Origin of the sequence: Streptomyces sp. AC602_WCS936 (assembly GCF_019049125.1) — a bacterium.
Taxonomy (GTDB): domain Bacteria; phylum Actinomycetota; class Actinomycetes; order Streptomycetales; family Streptomycetaceae; genus Streptomyces.
The window spans coordinates 305,376-326,854 of the sequence record NZ_JAGMUF010000066.1; the positions used below are offsets into that span (position 1 = coordinate 305,376).

General features: G+C 72.8%; 20 protein-coding genes. 7 read left to right on the forward strand and 13 right to left on the reverse strand.

The annotated features are described in order from the left end of the window. Positions 1 to 189 precede the first annotated feature (189 nt). Positions 190 to 1,722: an alpha/beta fold hydrolase gene (locus KUM03_RS23135; RefSeq protein ID WP_217251199.1), complete on the reverse strand. Its 1,533-nt coding sequence runs from the start codon at positions 1,720 to 1,722 to the stop codon at positions 190 to 192. An 87-nt stretch (positions 1,723 to 1,809) separates the two neighbouring features. Here KUM03_RS23135 and KUM03_RS23140 point away from each other — a divergent pair, with 87 nt between their 5' ends. Further along, the gene (locus KUM03_RS23140; RefSeq protein ID WP_217251200.1) at positions 1,810 to 2,787 is read left to right on the forward strand and encodes a MerR family transcriptional regulator; all 978 of its coding nucleotides are present in this window, start codon (positions 1,810 to 1,812) and stop codon (positions 2,785 to 2,787) included. A gap of 2 nt (positions 2,788 to 2,789) precedes the next feature. Here the strand turns inward: KUM03_RS23140 and KUM03_RS23145 are convergent, their stop codons facing one another. Next, on the reverse strand, positions 2,790 to 3,056 hold the full coding sequence (locus KUM03_RS23145) for a hypothetical protein (RefSeq protein WP_217251201.1): 267 nt from the start codon (positions 3,054 to 3,056) through the stop codon (positions 2,790 to 2,792). A 45-nt stretch (positions 3,057 to 3,101) separates the two neighbouring features. After that, positions 3,102 to 4,100, reverse strand: coding sequence for a phosphotransferase (locus tag KUM03_RS23150; protein WP_217251202.1), 999 nt, complete (start codon positions 4,098 to 4,100; stop codon positions 3,102 to 3,104). Positions 4,101 to 4,211: 111 nt separating this feature from the next. Here KUM03_RS23150 and KUM03_RS23155 point away from each other — a divergent pair, with 111 nt between their 5' ends. Further along, entirely contained in the window at positions 4,212 to 5,174 is a 963-nt protein-coding gene (locus KUM03_RS23155; protein ID WP_308406399.1) for a helix-turn-helix domain-containing protein, read from the forward strand. A 51-nt stretch (positions 5,175 to 5,225) separates the two neighbouring features. Here KUM03_RS23155 and katG read toward each other — a convergent pair whose 3' ends face one another. Further along, positions 5,226 to 7,448 carry a catalase/peroxidase HPI gene (gene katG / locus KUM03_RS23160; RefSeq protein WP_217251203.1) on the reverse strand — a complete coding sequence of 741 codons (2,223 nt, stop codon included), beginning with the start codon at positions 7,446 to 7,448 and terminating at the stop codon, positions 5,226 to 5,228. 24 nt (positions 7,449 to 7,472) lie between these two features. Beyond that, positions 7,473 to 7,919, reverse strand: coding sequence for a Fur family transcriptional regulator (locus tag KUM03_RS23165; RefSeq protein WP_073726925.1), 447 nt, complete (start codon positions 7,917 to 7,919; stop codon positions 7,473 to 7,475). Between the two features lie 204 nt (positions 7,920 to 8,123). Between KUM03_RS23165 and KUM03_RS23170 the strand changes: the two genes are divergently transcribed. Then, complete coding sequence (locus KUM03_RS23170) at positions 8,124 to 9,224, forward strand: DUF475 domain-containing protein (RefSeq protein ID WP_217251204.1); 1,101 nt, start codon at positions 8,124 to 8,126, stop codon at positions 9,222 to 9,224. Positions 9,225 to 9,375: 151 nt separating this feature from the next. Then, positions 9,376 to 9,798 carry a DUF350 domain-containing protein gene (locus KUM03_RS23175; RefSeq protein WP_055421381.1) on the forward strand — a complete coding sequence of 141 codons (423 nt, stop codon included), beginning with the start codon at positions 9,376 to 9,378 and terminating at the stop codon, positions 9,796 to 9,798. A gap of 22 nt (positions 9,799 to 9,820) precedes the next feature. Here the strand turns inward: KUM03_RS23175 and KUM03_RS23180 are convergent, their stop codons facing one another. The 4 genes from KUM03_RS23180 to KUM03_RS23195 form a co-directional block, all read right to left on the reverse strand. Next, positions 9,821 to 10,981 (reverse strand): oxygenase MpaB family protein, encoded by a 1,161-nt coding sequence (locus KUM03_RS23180; protein ID WP_217251205.1) that lies wholly within the window; start codon positions 10,979 to 10,981, stop codon positions 9,821 to 9,823. A gap of 13 nt (positions 10,982 to 10,994) precedes the next feature. Then, positions 10,995 to 12,059 (reverse strand): polyprenyl synthetase family protein, encoded by a 1,065-nt coding sequence (locus KUM03_RS23185; RefSeq protein WP_217251206.1) that lies wholly within the window; start codon positions 12,057 to 12,059, stop codon positions 10,995 to 10,997. Beyond that, positions 12,052 to 12,336, reverse strand: coding sequence for a polyprenyl synthetase (locus tag KUM03_RS23190; protein WP_217251207.1), 285 nt, complete (start codon positions 12,334 to 12,336; stop codon positions 12,052 to 12,054). The genes KUM03_RS23185 and KUM03_RS23190 overlap by 8 nt, the downstream gene beginning before the upstream one ends. A gap of 143 nt (positions 12,337 to 12,479) precedes the next feature. Beyond that, on the reverse strand, positions 12,480 to 13,556 hold the full coding sequence (locus KUM03_RS23195; protein ID WP_217251208.1) for a polyprenyl synthetase family protein: 1,077 nt from the start codon (positions 13,554 to 13,556) through the stop codon (positions 12,480 to 12,482). A gap of 150 nt (positions 13,557 to 13,706) precedes the next feature. Here KUM03_RS23195 and KUM03_RS23200 point away from each other — a divergent pair, with 150 nt between their 5' ends. Beyond that, entirely contained in the window at positions 13,707 to 15,626 is a 1,920-nt protein-coding gene (locus KUM03_RS23200) for a TerD family protein (protein ID WP_217251209.1), read from the forward strand. 92 nt (positions 15,627 to 15,718) lie between these two features. Here KUM03_RS23200 and rpmG read toward each other — a convergent pair whose 3' ends face one another. From rpmG to KUM03_RS23220, 4 genes are all read right to left on the reverse strand, one after another. Beyond that, on the reverse strand, positions 15,719 to 15,883 hold the full coding sequence (gene rpmG, locus KUM03_RS23205; protein ID WP_217251210.1) for a 50S ribosomal protein L33: 165 nt from the start codon (positions 15,881 to 15,883) through the stop codon (positions 15,719 to 15,721). A gap of 104 nt (positions 15,884 to 15,987) precedes the next feature. Then, on the reverse strand, positions 15,988 to 17,319 hold the full coding sequence (locus tag KUM03_RS23210; protein WP_217251211.1) for a M20/M25/M40 family metallo-hydrolase: 1,332 nt from the start codon (positions 17,317 to 17,319) through the stop codon (positions 15,988 to 15,990). Beyond that, on the reverse strand, positions 17,316 to 18,710 hold the full coding sequence (locus tag KUM03_RS23215) for a cytosine permease (protein WP_217251212.1): 1,395 nt from the start codon (positions 18,708 to 18,710) through the stop codon (positions 17,316 to 17,318). Before KUM03_RS23215 ends, KUM03_RS23210 begins: the two co-directional genes overlap by 4 nt. Positions 18,711 to 18,712: 2 nt before the next feature. Beyond that, entirely contained in the window at positions 18,713 to 19,666 is a 954-nt protein-coding gene (locus KUM03_RS23220) for a DUF1177 domain-containing protein (RefSeq protein ID WP_217251213.1), read from the reverse strand. 150 nt (positions 19,667 to 19,816) lie between these two features. Here KUM03_RS23220 and KUM03_RS23225 point away from each other — a divergent pair, with 150 nt between their 5' ends. Together KUM03_RS23225 and pepE are read left to right on the forward strand one after the other, a co-directional pair. Next, positions 19,817 to 20,650: an IclR family transcriptional regulator gene (locus KUM03_RS23225; protein WP_217251214.1), complete on the forward strand. Its 834-nt coding sequence runs from the start codon at positions 19,817 to 19,819 to the stop codon at positions 20,648 to 20,650. A gap of 46 nt (positions 20,651 to 20,696) precedes the next feature. Further along, positions 20,697 to 21,422 (forward strand): dipeptidase PepE, encoded by a 726-nt coding sequence (pepE, locus tag KUM03_RS23230; RefSeq protein WP_217251215.1) that lies wholly within the window; start codon positions 20,697 to 20,699, stop codon positions 21,420 to 21,422. The last annotated feature ends 57 nt before the right edge of the window (positions 21,423 to 21,479 follow it).

Below are 21,479 nucleotides of genomic sequence, written 5' to 3' on the forward strand. Positions count from 1 at the left end.
GCCCCGGAGTCGGGGCCCGCCCCCGCACGCCAAGGCCGCACCCACCACGTACCACGGCACCGACCCCGGAGACCACGCGTCACCGCACCGGCCCCCGAGCCGCAGACCGGAACCGGCACGTGGTGGCCGTGCACCGCCCCCGGGTGCCGCGGCACCGATCCGGTGCCGCGGGCCGGGGTGGGTGCGTGCCTACCGCGTGCCGGGCCGGCCGAGGCGGTCCAGGACCGCGCGCATCGCGTGGCGCACCGCTTCGCGGGACTCGTCCGTCGGGTCGACGGCCTCGAAGGTGTGGTGGCCGTGTGGCACGTCCACCACCTCGATATCCGCCCCGCACTCCTTGGCCGCGGCGAGGAACTCCTCGACGGTGGCGGCGATCTCGGGCATCTCCAGTCCGACGCGAGTGAGGACGACGGGCAGGGCGCCGGCGTTCGCCACCGCGCGCGCCGGGTGGAACCGGCCGCCGGACAGTCCCCAGTTGGGCAGTGGCGCGAGGACCGGGTAGGTGGCCGCCAGGCAGCGCAGCCAGGGCGGCGGCGCGTCCAGCCAGTCGGCCGCGATCGGGCCGCCGCCGGAGAAGAACCACAGCGCGACGCGGTCCGCGTCCACGCGTGGGTCGGCCCGGACCTGTTCCACGGCGGCGGCCACGTCGGCGGCGGCCCGCTCGTAGTCCGACAGGTCGTGCAGTCGGTGGTCGACGACGGCGCCCACCACACCACCCGCCGCCGCACAGCGCGCGTACCCCGTCAGAATCGGCCAGTCCCTCGGTGTGGGCCGCGCGTCGGCGGGCACCGGGCCGCCGTGCACGAACAGCACCGCGGGTCGGGGTTCCTCGGCGTCGGGCAGGTGCAGGTCGACGCTTCCGTGCCGCTCCCGCGGGGCTTCGGGGACGTCCAGCGGGAACGGCCGCAGGTGCGGGGGCGGTTCCGTCGCTTCGACGGGCTCCAGCCGGTGTCCCTCGCCGGCCGCGGCCCGCAGCAGTACGTCCGTCAGTTCGGCGGGGCGGGAGAGCATCGGCCAGTGCCCGGTGGCCAGTTCGAAGAAGGTAACCCGGGGATCGACCAGGGCCCGCAGCGCGGGATCGCCGAAGCCCACCAGCATCTGGACCATCTCGATGCTCGTGCCGTTCCCGGTGCACAGGACGCCGGTGGTGGGCACCGAGGCCACCGCCCCGGTCAGCCGGAGCGGCTGGAGCAGGGTGCCCGTCGGTTGCGGCGCGGCGAGGGCGGTGAGCCGGTCCAGCGCCGGGCCGGGTACGCCCTCGGTGCTGCCCCACTGGCGCCACTCGTCGTGGGTGGCCGGGGGCGGCAGCACGTCGTCGGCGGCCTCGTCCCCGACCGCCCCGGCCAGCCGCTCGCGCAGGGACTGGTCGGGCACCGCGGCCAGGGCCGGGGCGCCGTCGCCGGGCATGCCCGAGTCCAGGTAGACGATCCGGTCGATGCGCGCGGCCCTCCGGTCGGCGGCGCCCAGTGCCGGATGGATGCCGTAGTCGTGGCCGACCAGCACGATCTTCCGGTCCGTCGCGTCGATCGAGTCGATCACGGTGAGGACGTCCGCGATGTGGGTCTCCAGGTCGGTGCGGGTCCCCGCCGGGCCGGGCGGTCCGTCGAGCCCGGTCAGGGCGACCGCGTGTGCCTCGGCGCCCGCGGCGGTCAGACGGGTGGTCGTGTCCTGCCACACGTGTGTGCCGGTGAACATGCCCGACACCAGGACGAAAACGGTCATGGCCTCTCCTCCGTACCTCGGCGGTCCGGCCCGATCACCGGCCCGCGCTCGCCGGTACGGTAGGAACTCCCCCTGAGGGAGGTTCAAGTGATCACGTCGTTCGACGATCTGCGCGGCATCGGGGACCTGGCCGCACAGGCGGGCGTCACCGTGAAGACCGTCCGCTTCTACTCCGACCGGGGCCTGCTGCCGGAGGCCTCCCGCAGCGCCGGCGGGCACCGGCGGTACGGCTCCGACGCGCTCGGCCGGCTGCGCCTGATCCGCTCCCTGCGCGCGCTCGGCCTGTCGGTCCCCGAGGTGCGCCGAGTCCTCGAAGAGGAGGACGCGGCGGGCGCCGAGGGCGGGCAGGAGGGCGGCGCGCTGGAGGACGCGGTCGCCGGGCGGCTGCGCGAACTCGGCTCCGAGATGAGGGCCTTGCGCTGGCGGGAGGCGGCGCTGCGCCTGGTGCAGGAGTGTCCGCCCGGGGAACGGTCCGAACGGCTGGACCTGATCGGGGCCGTGTCCATGCCGCCCAGCACGGAGCCGCTGGTCCGGTTCTGGCGCGGCTGGCTGCCGCCGCGCATGCCGGCCCGGTCGGTCCGAACGTTCCTGGAGGTCGCGGTGCCGCAGCCGCCCGACGATCCGGCTCCGGCCCAGGTACTCGCCTTCGCCCACCTCAACGCCCTCACCCTCGCGCCGTGCCCGGGCACCGCGCAGCCCCAGCCCGAGGCGCACCGGGCCGCCGGTGCCCGGGGGGCCGCCGTGCTGTACGCGGGGCTCGCGGAGGCGTACGAGCTGGCGGGTGTCCAGATGCGGCGGGGCCGGGACCCTCGGCCCGGGGAGGCGCTGGACAGCTTCGTCGACGCGTACACCGGCGCGTACGGAATCCGGGACAGCCCGGAGTTCCGCCTTCGGCTGGCCGGGCAGCTCGCGGCCGACCCGCGGATCGACCGCTACTGGGACCTGGTGGCCGAGGTCGTCACCGAGCCGGGCCGGCGGCCGGAACCGACGCCCGGTTCCGCCCACGACTGGCTGTACGCGGCCCTGGTCGCGCAGACGGGGGTCCCGCCGCTGTCGGCGGCGTGACGTCAGGGCGCGTCGCCCCGCCAGTCGAGGCGGCGGGGGCCGTCCGGCCTCGGCGCGTACGCGGAACGGCCGCCCGGACCGTAGCGGCCTATCTCCGTCGCCAGTGAGACGCCCCGGGCGTACTCCTGCTCCGTCAGGTCCGTGATGTCCAGGAGCAGACCGTCCAGCGGACCGCCGACCAGTTGCGCGTAGGCGCGTCCGGGGCGCGGTCCGGGGTCGTCGTGCTCCGCTCCGTAGACCCGGCCCCGCATGAACTCCACCTCATCCATGCCTCGTAGCCTCGCATCCGCCACTGACAACGGCAGAACAGCGGCTCAGAACGGTGGCTCGTCGAACAGCTCCAGCAGGCAACGGGCGCCCTCCGCCGCTACCTCGGCGCCCGCGGCCCCGGACGCGGGGAAGACCCTGCCGTACGCGCCGGCCCGGTGCAGGGCGCTCAGCCGCCAGGCGAGGGCGAGCGCGCGCCGCAGCTCCCGAGTGGTCCGGCCGGAGCCCATCCACGGCTCCAGGTAGGCGTCGCGCAGACGCGGCAGTACCTGCGGGCCGTGCCACTCGCGGGCACGGCGGGCGGGGACCGCCAGGCTGCAGAAGGGGTGGGAGACGACGGCGTCCCCCCAGTCGAAGACGGTGAACGCGCCCGGCCCGGCGTGGAACAGCTGGCCGTCGTGCAGGTCCGCGTGGTCGAGGGAGTCCGGGACGCCCAGGGCGCCCAGTTCGGCGCACCAGTTGAGGAGGCGGGGGCCGAGGCGGCGGAGCCGGTGCCGTTCCTCCGGCTCCAGCGGCGTGTCGTCGAGCCGGTCGAAGACGCCGGGCAGGGCGGTGACGGGCACGCCGGGGACACCGAGCCGTTCGATCTCCCGTGCGCGGGGCGTCAGGGCGTGCTGCAGGGCCGCGTACCGGCGCAGGAGCCCTTCCCACGCTTCGGGGCCGGCGGCCCGGCGGTCGAGTACGTCCCTGAACAGCGGCCCCCCGTCGGGCAGCAGCGACCAGCCGCGGCCGGCGTCCACCGCGAGCGGCTCCAGGACGTGCCCCGGCGCCCAGCGGGCCAGGGCCGCGGTCAGCGGGCCCTCGAAGGCACTGGCCGGCGGATTCGCCTTGAACCAGACCGCGTCGCGCCCCTCGACGGACAGCCGTGCCAGGACGGACCACGGCCGCGACCGCACCCGCCACTCCCCCGCCGGGCGCACGCCCAGGGCGGCGAGCGAGGTCGCCACCCGGTCGAGGACGTCGGCCCGCCAGACGTCGTCGTCCCAGGGCGTCACCGCGTCCTGGAACCGGCCGCGGTCCACGGTCACCGAGATCTCGCTGCGCATCCGGTCATCTCAGCACCACGTGTCCTGGGCGGCCAGCGCTTTTGGGGCCGGCGGGGACGAGCGGGTGGAAGAATCCGGCCATGAGCCGGGCGAGGGTTGAGGGGTGTGGCAGTGCACCGTGTGGTGGTCTACGTACGTCCCGGGCTGCTGCCGATGGAGCTGGGGATCGTGCACCGTCTGTTCGGGACCGCGGTCGACGACGACGGCCGGCGGCTGTACTCGGTGCTCACGTGCGCGTCCGCGCCCGGTGAGGTCGCCACCGACACCGACTTCAGTGTGAACGTCGCGCACGGGCCGGACGTCCTGGAAGGCGCCGACACGGTGGTCGTGCCGGCGGCCGTGGAGGACTACGCGCCGCAGGAGCGCGGGCGGCTCGCCGCGCCGGTGCGCGCGGCCCTGGAGCGGATTCCCGCGACGGCCCGGCTGGCGTCCATCTGCACCGGTTCGTTCGTGCTGGCGGCGGCCGGTGCGCTGGCGGGGCGCCGGGCCACGACGCACTGGAAGTCGTGCGCCGAACTGGCCGCGCTCTACCCGGAGGTGGACGTCGATCCGGACGTGCTCTACACGGACGACCGGGGTGTGCTCACCTCGGCCGGTGTCGCCGCCGGGATCGACCTGTGCCTGCACATGATCCGCGACGACCACGGCGCCGAGGTGGCGAACACCGTCGCGCGCGGCACCGTGGTGCCACCGCACCGCGAGGGCGGCCAGGCCCAGTACATCGACCGCCCTATCAGGCAGGTGGACGACTCCTCGACGGCCGCCGCCCGCACCTACGCGCTCCAGCGGCTGGGCGAGCCCCTCACTCTGGAGGACCTGGCCCGGCAGTCGGCGATGAGTGTGCGGACCCTCAGCCGGAGATTCCGGCAGGAGACCGGGGTGACGCCGATGCAGTGGCTCGGCCGGCAGCGTCTGGACTACGCCCGGCGGCTGCTGGAGCGCGGCGACGAGCCGGTCGACCGCGTCGCCGCCCTCGCCGGCTTCGGCACCGGGACGGCGATGCGCCAGCACTTCCGCGAGGTGCTCGGGGTGTCGCCGCGCGCGTACCGCAACACGTTCCGTGGCGGCGCGTAGGAGCAGCGGTGCCCGGGCCGGCCGGTTCCGGCCGGCCCGGGCACCCGCGGATCAGGCCAGGTCGAACCGGTCGAGGTTCATGACCTTGACCCAGGCGGCGACGAAGTCGTGGACGAACTTCTCCTTCGCGTCGTCGCTCGCGTAGACCTCGGCGAGGGCCCGCAGCTCGGAGTTGGAGCCGAAGACCAGGTCGGCGCGGGAGCCGGCCCACTTGACCTCGCCGGTGGCGGCGTCGCGGCCCTCGAACGTGGTCTGGTCCTCGGACGTCGGCTTCCAGGTGATGCCCAGGTCGAGCAGGTTGACGAAGAAGTCGTTGGTCAGCGAGCCGGGCGTCCGGGTGAGGGCGCCGAGCTGGGACTGCTGGTAGTTGGCGCCCAGCACGCGCAGGCCGCCGACCAGGACGGTCGCCTCGGGTGCGCTCAGGGTGAGCAGGTTCGCGCGGTCGAGCAGCAGGAACTCGGCCGGCAGGCGGTTGCCCTTGCCGTGGTAGTTGCGGAACCCGTCGGCGGTCGGCTCCAGGGCCTCGAAGGACTCGGCGTCGGTGTGCTCCTCCGTCGCGTCCACGCGGCCCGCGGCGAAGGGGACCTCCACCTGGTAGCCGGCCTCCTTGGCGGCCTTCTCGACGGCGGCGGAGCCACCGAGGACGATCAGGTCGGCCAGGGAGACCTTCTTGCCTCCGGCACCGGCGTTGAACTCCTGCTGGACGCCCTCCAGGACGCGCAGCACCTGGGCCAGCTCGTCGGGCTCGTTGACCTCCCAGCCGCGCTGCGGCTGAAGGCGGATGCGGGCGCCGTTGGCTCCGCCGCGCTTGTCGCTGCCGCGGAAGGTGGACGCCGAGGCCCACGCGGTGGACACCAGCTGCGGGACGGACAGACCGGACTCGAGGAGCTTGGTCTTGAGCGTCTCGATGTCCTCGGCGTCGATGGTCTCGCCCTCGGGCTCGGGCAGCGGGTCCTGCCAGACCAGGGTCTCCTCGGGGACCTCCGGGCCGAGGTACAGGGACTTGGGGCCCATGTCGCGGTGGGTCAGCTTGTACCAGGCGCGGGCGAAGGCGTCCGCGAACTCCGCCGGGTTCTCGTAGAACCGGCGGGAGATCGGCTCGTAGATCGGGTCGTAGCGCAGCGACAGGTCGGTGGTGAGCATCTTCGGGCGGTGCTTCTTCGCCGGGTCGTGCGCGTCGGGGATGATCTCCGGGGCGTCCTTGGCGACCCACTGGTGGGCGCCCGCGGGGCTCTGCTCCAGCTCGTACTCGAACTCGAAGAGGTTCTTGAAGAACCCGTTGCCCCACTGGGTCGGGGTCGAGGTCCAGGTGACCTCCAGGCCGGAGGTGATGGCGTCCCCGCCCTTGCCCGTGCCGTAGGTGTTCTTCCAGCCCAGACCCATCTGGTCCATGGAGGCGGCCTCGGGGTCGTCGCCGACGTGGTCGGCCGGGCCGGCGCCGTGGGTCTTGCCGAAGGTGTGGCCGCCGGCGATCAGCGCGACGGTCTCCTCGTCGTTCATCGCCATGCGGCCAAACGTCTCCCGGATGTCGCGGGCGGCGGCGATCGGGTCCGGGTTGCCGTTGGGGCCCTCGGGGTTGACGTAGATCAGGCCCATCTGGACCGCGCCGAGCGGGTTCTCCAGCTCGCGGTCGCCGGTGTAGCGCCGGTCGTCGAGCCAGGTGGTCTCGGGGCCCCAGTAGACGTCCTCCTCGGCCTCCCACACGTCGGCACGGCCACCGGCGAAGCCGAAGGTGTCGAAGCCCATCGTCTCCAGGGCGACGTTGCCGGTGAGGACCAGCAGGTCGGCCCAGGAGATGCTCTGGCCGTACTTCTTCTTGACCGGCCACAGCAGGCGGCGCGCCTTGTCGAGGTTGCCGTTGTCCGGCCAGCTGTTGAGCGGGGCGAAGCGCTGCTGGCCGGCGCCCGCGCCGCCGCGGCCGTCGCTGATGCGGTAGGTGCCCGCGCTGTGCCAGGCCATACGGATCATCAGGGGGCCGTAGTTGCCGAAGTCGGCGGGCCACCAGTCCTGCGAGGTGGTGAGCACCTCGGCGATGTCGCGTTTGACGGCCTGGAGGTCGAGCGCCTGGAAGGCCGCCGCGTAGTCGAACTCCTCACCCAGCGGGTTGGCCACGGCGGGGTTCTTGGCGAGGATCTTCAGATTGAGCCGCTCCGGCCACCACTGACGGTTGCCGCCACCCTGGGTGGGGTGCGGGGCACGTCCATGGGCGACCGGGCAGCCGCCCGTCTCCTCCGTCTTCGCGTCGGTGACGATGGCGTCGTGGTTCTCGGACATGGGAATCCTTCCGAACGGGGCGGATCAAGGTGCTGGGGAACTGCCGGTGGTGGAGCAGTCGGGGCACAGGCCCCGGTAGATGACCTCGGCCTCGTCTATCGAGAAGCCGTGGTCGTCGGAGGCGGTCAGGCAGGGCGCCTCACCGACGGCGCAGTCGACGTCGGCGAGAACGCCGCAGGACCGGCACAGGACGTGGTGGTGGTTGTCGCCCACCCGCCCTTCGAACCGCGCCGGGCCGCCGGGCGGCTGGATGCGGCGCACCAGCCCGGCCGCGGTGAGCGCGTGCAGCGCCTCGTACACGGCCTGGAGGGAGACGTGGCCCACGCGCCGGCGCACCCCGGCCGCGATCGCCTCGGCGTCGAGGTGATCGCCCCGCCGGACGGTCTCGAGCAGCGCGGCGCGCGCGGCGGTCACTCGCAGACCGGCTCCGCGCAGTTCCGAGGCGACGGCCGGATCCCGGGATGCGGTCATGGCGGTGAACCTACTCCCGCAAACACGAACGACTCAAGGAAACGAACCGATCCATTTCGGTGACCGTCCGGTGCCGGTGTGCCGCCGCCGTGCCCGGCCTGCCGGGTCGGCTCCGAACGATCGTGTAGACAACGTGGGTGGTGGGCACTGGCAGGAAATGCCGTGTCCCGGCGCGACCCGACAACAGGAGTGAGTGATCAGCCCGTGCTGTTGAAGACGTTCCGCTGGGCCTTCGCGGTCACCGCCCTCGGCCTGGTCCTGGGAGTGCTGTACGACGGGTGGACCGCCTTCGGCCTCGTGGCGATCCTCGCCGTGCTGGAGATCTCCCTGTCGTTCGACAACGCGGTGATCAACGCCGGGATCCTGAAGAAGATGAGTGCCTTCTGGCAGAAGATCTTCCTCACCGTCGGCATCCTGATCGCCGTCTTCGGCATGCGCCTGGTCTTCCCGGTGCTGATCGTCGCGATCAGTGCCCGGCTGAGCCCGTGGTCCGCGGTCCATCTGGCGCTGACGGACAAGCAGCGCTACCAGGAGCTGGTGACGGACGCCCACCCGTCGATCGCCGCCTTCGGTGGCATGTTCCTGCTGATGATCTTCCTCGACTTCGTCCTGGAGGACCGGGAGATCAAGTGGCTGGGGTGGCTGGAGCGCCCGCTGGCGAAGCTCGGCAGGGTCGACATGCTGTCGGTGTGCGTCGCCCTGATCGTGCTGCTGGTGTCCGCGCTCACCTTCGGAGCCCACGCCCACCAGCACGGCGGCACCCACGTCGACAAGGCGGAGACGGTGCTGCTCGCCGGTGTCGGCGGACTGATCACCTACATGGTCGTCGGCGGCCTGTCCGGCTTCTTCGAGGAGCGGCTCGAACGGGAGGAGGAGCGCGAGCGGGCCGCCGAGGAGCGGGCGGCGCGCGGCGGCGGACCCCGCTCGGCCATGGCCCTCACGGGCAAGGCGGCGTTCTTCATGTTCCTCTACCTGGAGGTCCTGGACGCCTCGTTCTCCTTCGACGGCGTCATCGGCGCCTTCGCCATCACCAACGACATCGTGCTGATGGCCCTCGGCCTCGGCATCGGCGCCATGTACGTCCGGTCCCTGACCGTCTACCTGGTCCGTCAGGGCACCCTCGACGACTACGTCTACCTGGAGCACGGCGCCCACTACGCCATCGGCGCCCTCGCCGCCATCCTCCTGGTGACCATCCAGTACGAGATCAGCGAGATCGTCACGGGCCTCATCGGCGTCGTCCTGATCGGGTCGTCGTTCTGGTCCTCCGTCCGCCGCAACCGGGCACTGGCCGCGGCGTCCTGACCCCGCGTCCGGCCGGGCCGCCGGATCGCCGGACCGCAGGTCGGGGGACCGAACGCGTGCGCTACATTTTGCGCGCTGCATCTCGCATCACCCTGACCACGCTTTGACCGCGATCACTCACGATCCCCGACGCTACGGAGCCGGCACCCCCATGAGCGACATCGTCAACGGACTCGGCCGCGCCACCGCCTACGGCGGTCTCGGCCTGGTCCTCCTGGTCCTCGGCATCGTCCTGGTCGACGTGCTGACGCCCGGAAAGCTCGGCCGGCAGATCTGGGAGCAGCGCAACCGCAACGCGGCCATGGTGCTCAGCTCCGCGCTGCTCGGCATCGGCGGCATCGTCTTCACCTCGATCTGGACGACGTACGAGGACTTCGGCAAGGGCCTGGTGTCGACTGCGGCGTTCGGGCTGCTGGGCCTCGTGATGATGGCCGTGGCCTTCCTGGTGGTGGACCTGATCACGCCGGGCCGGCTGGGCGCGACGCTCGTCGAGCCGGAGCCGCACCCGGCCGTGTGGGTGACGGCGTCCTGCAACCTCGCCGTCTCGGCCGTCATATCGGCGTCCATCGCCTGACGCCCCGCCGCGCACCCGGTGTTCAGGAGACGGTGGCGGGCGGCGGGGTCCAGCGGCGGGTGCGGGAGGCCGCGCCCGTGACGCCGTACTCCTTCCTCAGCTGTTCCGGGATCGCGTAGTGCATGACGCGTCCGCGGGTGAGGGTGGACAGTTCCAGGACCGTGGTGAGGTGGCCGAGCCGGTCCAGCGCCCACGCGCCGAAGGGTGAGCGGTCCTCGATCGTCTCCAGCACGCCGAGGAGGTGCGGGGCGGCCTTCACGACGGTGTCCCAGGCGGTGCGGGGGACCTCCAGCCAGTCGGCGCACGTGTCGCCGACGAGGTAGCGGATCAGCGCGGACACCACCGGGTCGAAGAGGGTGCCCGGGACGACCTCCTCGTACAGGTCGATCAGCTGTCGCGTGAGGTGGGCGCCCTCCTCGGAGGGGCCCATGTGGCGCAGCATGTACAGGTCGAGGAACTGGCGTCCCTCGTCGAGTGTCGTGGGGACGGCCGTCTGGTCGACGCCGAGGATGGCGCCGACCACGCGCCAGGCGTAGAAGTACGCGTCCGCGCCTTCGGCGGACATGTGGATGCCGAGGCGGTGCAGGCTGTCCAGGACGAGCAGGGAGAAGAACATCTGCCCGCCGATCATGTCCTCCTGGCAGATGGGGGTGCCGAGGGTCTCGGTGTCCCAGCGGTCCTCTCGCTTCAGGTGGTGGCGGATGGCGGCGTGCAGCAGGCGTACCTTCTGGGCCGCGGGAATGAACCGGCCGCCGGCCTCGAAGGCGTCGGGCTGCATGAGGTGGACGGTGAACTGCCCGGTCTCCGCCATGCGTTTGGAGGGGTAGCTCAGCCCGTGGGTGGCCGACAGCAGCCGGGCCACGTGCGGGACGACGTAGCAGGCGGGCATGGACGCGAACGACAGTGCCGTGGAGATGTGCACGTTGTTGTCGATGAAGAAGAGGCGGGCCTTCTCCATCTCGGCCCAGTCCACCCAGTCCGGCGGGGTGCCGGTGGTGCGCAGGTACTCGCGGGCCACGCCGGGGAGTCCGTCGGGCAGTTCCTGGCCGGCGGTGGACACGTAGCGCATCAGCGAGTTGAACTTGCCGACCTCGCCGCGCTCGAACAGGGTGGCGACGACGGCGTCGGCCAGTTCGTCGCCGCTGCGGCGCAGGGCGTCCATCGACGTCTCGGTGTAGGTCATCGCGGTCTCCTCGTCAGTGGATGCGGTCGGTGGCCTGTCGGGCGAGGTCGCGCAGCGCCCGGCGGGCGTGCGGCGGTGCGCAGGCGGTGTCCAGGGCGCGGGTGGCCTGCTCCACGCGGGTGTGGATCATCTGCTCGACCCGCTGCGGCGCGCCCAGTTCCCGCATGAGGTCGCGTACGTCGCCGAGGTGCGTGTCGTCGAGGTCGCCGCGGCCCAGCACGCCGCGCAACCGCTCTCGCTGCCGGGCGTCGGCCATCCGCCAGGTCTCGGCCAGCAGCGCGGTGGGGCGGTGGGCGCGGACGTCGTCCAGGCCCTCCTTGCCGGTGCGCCGCGGGTCGCCGAAGAGGCCGAGCAGGTCGTCGCGCAGCTGGAACGCCTCGCCGAGGGGCAGGCCGTAGGCGGAGTAGGCGTCCCGCAGCGCGGGGCCCGCGCCGGCGAGCAGGCCGCCGATGAGCAGGGGATGCTCGACGGTGTACTTGGCGGTCTTGTACCGGACCACCTTCAGTGAGGTGCCGGTGTCCGGTGGTCGGCCGGTGTGCAGGATCTCCAGGCATTCCCCGGCGACGAGTTCACGGGCGAGCGCGGCCCACAGGGGCCGGGCCCGGGAGAGGTAGGCGGCGGGCAGGCCGCTGGTGGTGAACAACTCACCGGCGAGGGCCATCAGGTGATCGCCCACCAGCATGGCCAGGGACCGGGCGGCCGGGCGGGCCCGCCGGCGTCCTCCCGGCCGCCCGGTCAGTACGGTCTCCAGCGCCACGTGGGCGGTGGGCAGGCCGTGGCGCAGGGCGCTGTCGTCGATGAGGTCGTCGTGGACGACCGCCGCGGCGTGCACCAGCTCCATCGAGGCCGCCGCCCGCAGCAGGGCCTCGCCGTCGGGCTGTCCGGCCGCCCGCCAACCCCAGTAGCAGAAGGCGGCGCGCAGCCGCTTGCCGTGCCCCGCCGCGTTCCGGAGCTGCTCGGCCACGGGTGCGAGGGTGTCGTCGATGGCCAGGAGGTGGCCGGACTCCTCGTCCAGGAAGCCGTGCAGCACGCCGTCGACGCGCGCCTTGAAGGCGGCCGGGTCCCAGCGGTCAGTCATCGCCGGCGTCGGCTGCCCGGCGCGCCTCCACGTGCCGCGCGAGCACCTCCAGGTGGGCGGGCGGCACGTGCGTGTACCGGTCCAGGGCCAGCCTGCCCCGGGACTGGATGTCCTGTTCCGCCTCCCGGACCAGGTCGGCGGTGTCCGAGCGGCGCAGGAGTCCGCGCACCGCGCCGACCGCCGAGCCGAGTGTGCTCACCGCCAGGTCGGCGAGTCCGGCCGCCAGCAGCACGGCCCGGTCGTCCCCTCCCGCGCCCCGTTGCGCCGAGTGCGTCATGTTCTCCCCCAGGGATCACGTCGTGGCCGATGCGCCTGGTCAGCGGCGCATCCGGTCAGAGCATGACCCGGCAGTCCGGGTGGAAGATCCGGTTTTCCCCTTTGAGCGACATGGGGAACAGGCGTCGGACGGGCTGCCCGTGGTCATCCGTCGCGGTCGACACTCCACCGGGGCAGTTGCTCGAAGAACGCGACCGCTTCCTCGCGCCACCGCGGGCGCCAGCCGGCCGCCACCTGTGCGGCCTGCTCGGCGTGGCGCCGCATGTCCGCCCGCAAGTGGGCGGCCACGCCGTGGCGCTCGCCGATCTCACGGACCGCGGCGACGGTCTCCTCGGTGCAGTCCCGGTCTCCGAGGGCCCGCTCGACAAGGGCGCGCTCTGCGCCGCTCACGGTGGACAGCAGGCGGGCGACCGTGTAGCTGCGCCTTCCCTCGCGGACGTCGGTGCCCGTCGGCTTGCCCATGGCGGCGGCGTCACCGAACAGGTCGAGGTAGTCGTCGCGCATCTGGCCGCAGATGCCGACCAGCCGTGCGTAGCGGCGCAGTTCCGTCTCGTGAGGGCCCGGTTGTTCACCGGCCGCGAGGAGACCCAGGCGCAGGGGCGCGAGGACCGAGTAGCGGGCCGACTTGTGGTCGGCGACGTCGTGGAGGACCTCGTCGTCGGGTGCGCCGGGGGCGAAGTCGCGTTCCAGGTCGGTGATCTGGCCGACGACGGTGTCGGCCGCGGCCCGGGTCTGGACCTCGGTCATCGCCTGCCGCAGCTCGACCGGCAGCTTGGCGTCCAGGAGCACCCGCAGGGAGAGGGCGAGCGCCAGGTCGCCGGCGAGGACGGTGAGTCCGAGGGCGGCCCGCGGGTGGCCGGGGAACCTGTCGAGGTAGGCGTGGTAGGTGGTGGGCCCGCCCCTGCGGGTGGCGCTGTCGTCGATGAGGTCGTCGTGCACGAGACCGTGGGTCTGCAGCAGCTCGATGCTCAGCGCGGCGGCGTCCAGCGCCTCGGCCGGCGCGTCGTCGCGCACAAGGCCCGCGGCCTCGTGCAGCAGGGCGACCCGCATCCGTTTGCCTCCCCGCAGGGACAGGTCGCGCAGCAGGGCGAGGCAGTCCGGGGTGAAGCGGCTGAACGCCGGGGCGTCCAGCGTCGTGCCGAGAGTGTCGAAGTACTCCGCGAAGACCCGGTCGAAACGGCGCCCGTACCGGGCGACGCGGTCGCGCGGTTGCTCGGTCATGACGAAGTCCTCCTGAACGCCTGGCGGGTGACACCCCGACAGTCTCCCAGGAGGAGCCACCGTCGATTGACGCTCGAAAAGAACAGGGCAAAACCGGATCAAGCGGCGTTCGAGTTGAAGGAACCGTGGACAGGGCTCCATCCTTTCTCCATGTCTGTCACGTCTGCCGCTCCCGACTCCGCCCCCGTGTTCGACCATCCCCACGAGTGGGCCCTGGTCGACGTGGAGACCTCCGGTCTGGTCCCCCGTCGTGACCGGGTGCTGTCCCTGGCCGTCGTGACGCTCGGCCCGGACGGCGAGCAGACCGGTGAGTACTCGACCCTGCTCGACCCCGGCTGCGACCCGGGCCCGGTGCACGTGCACGGACTGACGGCGGAGCGGCTGCGCGGGGCGCCGGCCTTCGAGCAGGTGGCCGAGCGGATCGCCGCGTTGCTGGAGGGCCGGGTCCTGGTCGCCCACAACGCCCAGTTCGACTACGACTTCCTCGCCCACGAGTTCGCACGGGCAGGGCTGCGGCTGCCCGTCGCCCGGCGACTGTGCACCTTGGCCCTGAACCGTCGCGTGGACCCGCCGACCGACGATCTGACGCTCGGCACGCTCGCGGCCCACTACGGCGTCCTTCAGGTGCGGGCGCACGACGCACTCGACGACACGCGGGTGCTGGCGGGCGTGCTGCGGGCCTCGCTGCGTGAGGCGGCGCGCCTGGACCTGCCGCTGCCCCTGGTGGCCTGCCCGCCACGGCAGGACCCCCGGTTCGCGCCGAAACCGCCGAAGACGCCGTGCGCCTTCCGCAATCCGGGACGGCTCGCCGAGGGCGGGCCGCTGGTGCAGGGCATGAAGATCGCGGTGACCGGGGAGACCGGGACCTCGCGGGCGGACCTGCTGCTGCGGGGTACGGCGGCGGGGCTGAACATGATGACCTCGGTCAGCCGGCACACCAGCGCCCTGGTCACCAACGACGCCTCAGCCGGTTCCGCCAAGGCCCGGCGCGCGCTCGCCGAGGGTGTCCCGCTCATCGACGAGGAGTCCTTCCTGCGACTGCTCGGCGACGTCCGGGGCGGCGTCCCGCACGAGGGAGGGGAGCCGCCCCGGGGCGACGCGACCGCCTCCCCGGCGCTGCCTGCCGTCCCGGCCCCGCGCGCGCCAAAAACTCCCGACGCCGTGGAGAGCACCGCGCCGGAGACCGAGCCCAGCTCCCCCGCCGCGCGGACGCAACCGGCCTCGCCGGCCGAGGCCCCGAAATCCGATCGGCGCGCCCGGCCGCGTGGCCCGCTGACCGGCCGGCGCGTCCTGGTGCTCGGCGGCACCCACCCCGAGGCGGTGGCCGCCCGTACCCGTGTCGTCGAACTGGGCGGTGCGGCGGCCGTCAACCTGTCCGCCGGCGTCACCGACGTGGTGGTCCTCGACGGCGGAGAGACCGACCGCCGACTGCCCCGGATCAGGGCGCTGCTCCTGCCCACCCACGACGCCGCGTGGCTGGTGGCGCCGGTCGTCACGGATGCGCCACGCGCCGACGGCCGGCGCGCGGCGGCGCACGTGCTGCCGCGCGGCGGTGTCGTCGACCTGCCCCTGCAGGGCGGGCGGGGACCCGCCCACCGCTGGACGGTCACCGCGTCCTGGGCACAGCAGACCGCCTGCGACATCGACGTGGTCGCGTTCGTGCTGGACGAGGACGAGCAGGTCTCGTTCGACGAGGACTTCGTCTTCTACGGCGCCCCGGAGAACCCGGGCGGGACGGTGCGGCTGCTGAGCGACGGCCCCACCGAGCAGACGATCAGCGTGGACCTCGCGACACTGCCGCCGTCGGCCCGCAAGGTGGTCATGGCCGCCGCCGTCGACGGTTCCCCGGTCTTCGGCGACGTCGGCGCCCTGCACATCGTCTCCGGGCCGGGCAGCGGAGCGGCGGCCCTGGTGCAGGCGACGCTGGACGCCGCGACCACGGAACGCACCATGCTGCTCGCCGAGATCTACCGGCGCGGGCAGAGCTGGCGGCTGCGGGCCGTCGGCCAGGGCTACGACCACGGCCTGGAGGCCCTGGCGCGGGGCTACGGCGTCGACGTCGCCGACTGACCGGACGCCGACGCGACTCGGCCCGGCCCCCGGGACACGCGGGGCCGGGCCGTGGTGCGCGGGTCCGCCGGGTCCGCGGCGCGGGCCCTGGGTCAGCGTTCCTCGCGGAACGGGACGTGCTCCCCCGCCACCGGGTCGTACTTGCGCAGGACGAGGCGGTCGGGGTCGTTGAGGCGGTTCTTGCGGGTGACGTAGGTGACGCCGGTTCCGACGGTCGACTTCAGCTTGACGACCGGGCGTGCGGTGCTGCGTGCCATGGTGCTCCTTCCGACCGCCGCGCGGGCTGCCGTTCTGTCCCGCGCATGTCAGTCAGGGCTGTCAACGCCGGCGCCCGGTCGCGCATTCCCCCGGGCCGCCCCGGTCAGCAGCTCTGCCACAGCCGGGTCATCACCCGCACGCCGAAGCGCAGTCCCTCCAGCGGCACGCGTTCGTCGACGCCGTGGAAGAGGCGGCCGTAGTCGAGGTCGTGCGGGAGCTTGAGGCCCTTGAAGCCGAAGCAGCGGATGTCCAGCTTGGTGAAGGCCTTCGCGTCGGTGCCGCCCGGGTTGCAGTACGGCACGGGGTGGCCGTCGGGGTCCTCGGCGCGCACCGCCTCGCACATGGCGTCGACGAGGGGGCCGTCGAAGGTGGTCTCCATGGCGATGTCGTGGTTGACCCACTCCCGGGCGACCGAGGGCAGGAGCAGGGCGTCGATGGTGTCGATCAGCTCCTGCTCGTGGCCGGGCAGGAAGCGGCCGTCGACGCGGGCGGTGGCCCGGCCCGGGATGACGTTGGTCTGGTAGCCGGCCGTGAACATGGTGGGGTTGGCCGAGTTGCGCAGCACGACCTGCATGAAGTCGGCCACGTGGCCAAGCTTGGCCAGTTCGGCGTCCAGGTCCTCCGCGTCCAGGTCGAGGTCGACGCCCTGAAGGCGGGCGGCCTCGGTGAGCAGGGCGCGGACCGGCTCGATCAGGCGGACGGGGAAGGTGTGGCGGCCGATGCGGGTGAGGGACTCGGCGAGGTCGGTGACGGCGTTCTCGTCGTTCGGGGAGGAGCCGTGCCCGGCGCGGCCCGAGGCCGTCAGTTCCATCCAGGCCATGCCGCGCTGGGCGTTCTCGATCGGGTAGAGGCGCCGGGTGTCGTCCAGGGCGTAGCTGAAGCCGCCGCCCTCGCCGATCGCCTCGGTGACGCCGGCGAACAGCTCGGGCCGGTGCTCGACCAGCCAGTGGGCGCCGAACCTGCCGCCGGCCTCCTCGTCGGCGAGGAAGGCGAGGACGATGTCGCGGGCGGGCCGGGTGCCGGTGCGGGCGAAGTGGCGGGCGGTGGCCAGCATGACGGCCACCGTGTCCTTCATGTCGATGGCGCCGCGGCCCCACAGGTACCCGTCGCGGATCTCGCCGGAGAACGGCGGCACCTGCCACTCGGCCGCGTCCGCCGGTACGACGTCCAGGTGGCCGTGGACCAGCAGGGCGCCCCGGGCGGGGTCGGCGCCGGGGATGCGGGCGACGACGTTGGCGCGGCCGGGGGCGCTCTCCACCAGCTCGGAGGTGATGCCCGCCTCCGCGAGCCGGGCCACGACCCAGTCGGCGCAGGCCCGCTCGTCGCTGGTGGGGTTGGAGGTGTCGAAGCGGATCAGTTCCGCGCACAGCTCGACGACCTCGCGCTGCGCCTCCTCGGAGGCGGGGGCCGGGGCGGGGGCGGGGGTGGTGCTCATGGTGCTCCTACGGGGGCCGTGCCGGACACGGCCGGGGTGCGGTCGGCGGTTTCGTCGTCGTCGAGGGTGGTGGTGCCGTACGTCCTGATCCAGCCGGCCAGGCCGAGGACGCTGTAGAGGACGAAGGCGGTCAGCAGGGAGTTCAGGGCGGGGATGCCGCCGTCGTAGAACTTGCCGACGCAGAAGGCGAGGGCCCAGATGACCAGGGACATCGGCACCCAGGTCGGCGAGGTGGCGGGCAGGGTCTGAGCCTCGCGGGTGGCGTCCAGGGGTGCGCGCATGCGGCGGACCACCCAGTACTCGGCGACGATGATGCCGCCCACCGGCGGGATGGCGACGCCCAGCACGGACAGGAAGTCGGTGAAGTGGGTCATCATGCCGACGGCGGACAGCAGGGTGCCCGCGATGCCGAGGACGATGGTGACCGCGCCGCGGTGCACGCGCTTCTTGAAGACGACCTGGAAGAAGTTGACGACGCCGAGCGAGGAACCGTACAGGTTCCAGTCGTTGATCTTCGCGGTGGACATCAGGACGACGAGCACACCGAAGACGCCGGAGGTGGACAGCACGATCTGGGAGACCTGGCCGCTGCCGACCATGTGGCCGAGGAGGACGCCGGTCATGCCGACGATGTACTCGGAGAGGATCATCGACGAGGCGCTCTGCAGGAAGACGTGGCTGCCCTTGCGGTTGTAGCGGGTCATCTCCGGGGAGACGATCGCGCCGGTCATGAAGCCGCCCGCGATGGCGGTCGCGGCGACCGCGAGGGGGATGGTCTCGCCGGGGGCCGGGGAGTTGATCAGCTCGGAGAGCGAGTGGTCGCTCAGCGCGTCGGTGACCGACCAGGCGACCATCGCGAAGAACAGCGGCGTGACGATCTTCGCGAAGACGGCCATGTACCGGAAGCCGAAGATCACCAGCACGGTGATGCCGAGGCCGGCGGCCACGCACCACAGCCAGGAGGGGCCGCCGACGAGCGCGGACACGCTGTCGCCGAAGATCGTGTTCTGGACGCCGAACCAGCCCACGAGGCTGACCGAGATGACCAGGCTGACCAGCGCCGAGCCGTTGCGGCCGAAGCCGGCCCAGCGGGTGAGCAGCGGGGTCGCCAGGCCCTCGCGCATGCCGGCCAGGCCGATCGCGAAGATGACGACCTCGAGGATCACCGCGCCCAGGGTGAACGCGAGGAACGCGTCGCCGAAGGACATGCCGACGCCGATGGTGGCGCCGAGGGTGAACTGCGAGATGGAGCCCGACTGCGCGAGCCACTGGAGCAGCATCGTCCAGAAGCCGAGCCGCTTGTCGCGCGGGACGCGGGACAGGGCGTAGTCGTCGCTGCCCACGGCCTTGGTGCCGCCCGCCTCGGGGGCGGTGCTGTCGTTCGCGGCCATGATCACGACTCCCCGGGTTCGCGGCCGAGGGTCTGCAGGTGGGTCAGGGAGCCGTAGCGGGACACGAGCGCGTCGAACTCCTGGTCGTCGTGGAAGTCGAGGCGTCCGCCGCCGTAGGCCTTCGCGGTCTCGACGGCGAACCGGGCGGCCGCCGCGATGTCCGTCTCGTGGCTGGCGCCCGTCTGGCAGCCGGGCACCGCCGCCGCGGAGGTGACGGCGAGGCCGACGACCGGGGCGGCCGTCGCCGTGGCCGGCTGCAGGATCGAATTGATGTGATGTACACCGTTACCGTACGGGGTGATGTCCTGGGTGGTCACCGGGTACGTGACCAACGGCTCACCGGTCACCACCGCCAGCAGCTCCCCCAGCTGCTCGCTCACCTTGAGCACCCAGCCCTCCTTGACGGTGGGCGACAGGGCGAGGCCCTTGTGGTTGATGATCCGGTTGCCCTTGGTGGTGTCGACGGAGAGCACGGCCTCCATCTCGCCGGTGACCTCGTGCCGGTTCATGGTCGCGATGTCGACGGGCGAGTCCATGAAGGGCACCGGGTCGTGCGGTGCGGTCGGGGCGTCCGGGCAGATGTGCGTGGCGACGATCACGTCGCCGTCGAGTACGTCCCCGCGCCTGCGCATGTCCAGCAGCTTGGCGGCGGTGGCGAGCGCGGCGAGCGCGCCGTCGGCGTCGGAGACCAGGCCGGTCGTCTCCGGGCGGGCTCCGATGCCGCCGAGGCGTCCGACCACGCCGAGGGTGCGCGCCGGGCCGCCGACGGTACGGCCGCTGCGGCCCGGGACGCGGACGAGCACGAAGTCCGTCGAGCCGCGCTCGCCGGAGACGGTGGTGACCTCGGCGCCGGAGCCCTCGGGTCCGGCCACGGAGTCGAGGTGGGCGGCGACGCGCTTGCCGTCGACGTCGGGATCGTCCAGCAGGTCCACGAGGTCCAGGACGTACTTCAACATGGGCAGTTCTCCTGATCCGCACCTGGGGCGGTGCTGACAGCAGGTTCCGGATCGATTAACGTTCTCCGCAACTGTTTCCCGCTATCTGCAATTCGGGTCTGAATGGTGAGATGCGAGGAAACGGCGACCGCACCAGTGAGGAGAGCCGCCATGGCCGATCCGCCCGTCCAGCCCGTGGACCGCAAGACGCCGGCCGGAGCGCTGCAGACCGTCGATCGCGCCCTCCTGGTGCTGCTGGCCTTCGAGCGCAGCCGGCCCGACTGGGGCGTGACGGAGGTCGCCGGCGAGTTCGGCTGGGACACCTCGGTCGCCCAGCGGCTGCTGTCCACGCTCGCGGGCCGCGGCTTCCTGGTCTCCGACCCGGCGACACGCCGCTACCGCATCGGCCCGGCCGCCCTGCGCCTGGGCCGCCTCTGGGAGCGCTCGGGCTCCCTGGAGCTGCTCGCCGAACCGGTCCTCCAGGACCTGCGCGCGGCGACCGGCGACACCGTCCTGTTCTGCCTGCCCGACAGCTTCCACATGCGCTGCGTGGCGGCCGTCGAGGGCGAGGAGGGGCCGCTGCGCTACTACCCGCTGGTCGGCGAGCTGTACCCGGCGCACGCCGGCGCCACCAGCAAGTCGTACTACGCCTTCCTGCCCGACGACCAGCGGCACCGGCTGTTCCGCGGCCGTCCCATGGCACGCTTCACCGAGCGCACGGTCACCGACGCCGACCAGCTGGAGCAGGAGTTCCGCCGGGTGCGCGCCCAGGGTTACGCCTGGACCGTCGGCGAGTACGACGCCGGCATCGGCACGGTCGCCGTGCCGGTGTTCCTCGGCTCGGAGCCCTACGGCAGTCTCAGCCTCGGTGCCGCCAAGGAACGCTTTCCCGAGGGGCCCGAGGACCGCCTGGAGGTGCTGCGCCGCGCCGCCCGGCTGCTGGAGCGGCGCCTGACGCACCCGCCGCAGCACCAGCGCCGCCCGCGCTCCCCCCGTACCGCCTGAACAGCCAACGCATCACCGATCCGACCCCGTCGACGAGGACACCCCCGTGAATCTGCTGCTCCTGTCCAACTCCACCCAGTACGGCCGCGGCTACCTGGAACACGCCCTCGACACCGTGACCGGCTTCCTTCCCGACGGTGCGCGGCTGGCGTTCGTGCCGTACGCCCTCGCGGACCACGACGCGTACACCGCCAAGGTGCGCGGCGCGCTCGCCGGCGCGGGCATCGACGTGCGAGGCGTGCACGAGGGCGGCGACCCGGCGGCGCGGCTCGGCGAGGCGGACGCAGTGTTCGTCGGCGGCGGCAACTCCTTCCGGCTGCTGAGCGCCCTGTACCGCACGGGACTGCGGGCGGCGCTGATCAAGGCGGTGGGCGACGGGCTGCCCTACATGGGGGCCAGCGCCGGCACGAACATGGCGGCGCCCTCGCTGCGCACCACCAACGACATGCCCATCGTCGAGCCCCCGTCCTTCGAAGCGCTGGGCCTGGTGCCCTTCCAGATCAACCCGCACTACCTCGACCCGGACCCCGCATCCACACACAAGGGCGAGACCCGCGAGGAGCGGCTGACGGAGTTCCTGGAGGAGAACGACGTGCCCGTGCTCGGGCTGCGGGAGGGTTCCTGGCTGCGGGTCGAGGGCGAGCGCGCCGTGCTCGGCGGCGAGCGGGACGCCCGGCTGTTCCGGCGGGGTGCCGAGCCCTGGGAGCTGGCCGCGGGCTCGGACGTGTCCGAGCTGCTGCGGGTGACGGCCGCGTTCGACGCGCGGGCATAGGCAACAGGACCCGAGCGCCCGCGCGGTCTGTCGGGTCCGCCCGGTCGTCAATAGCCT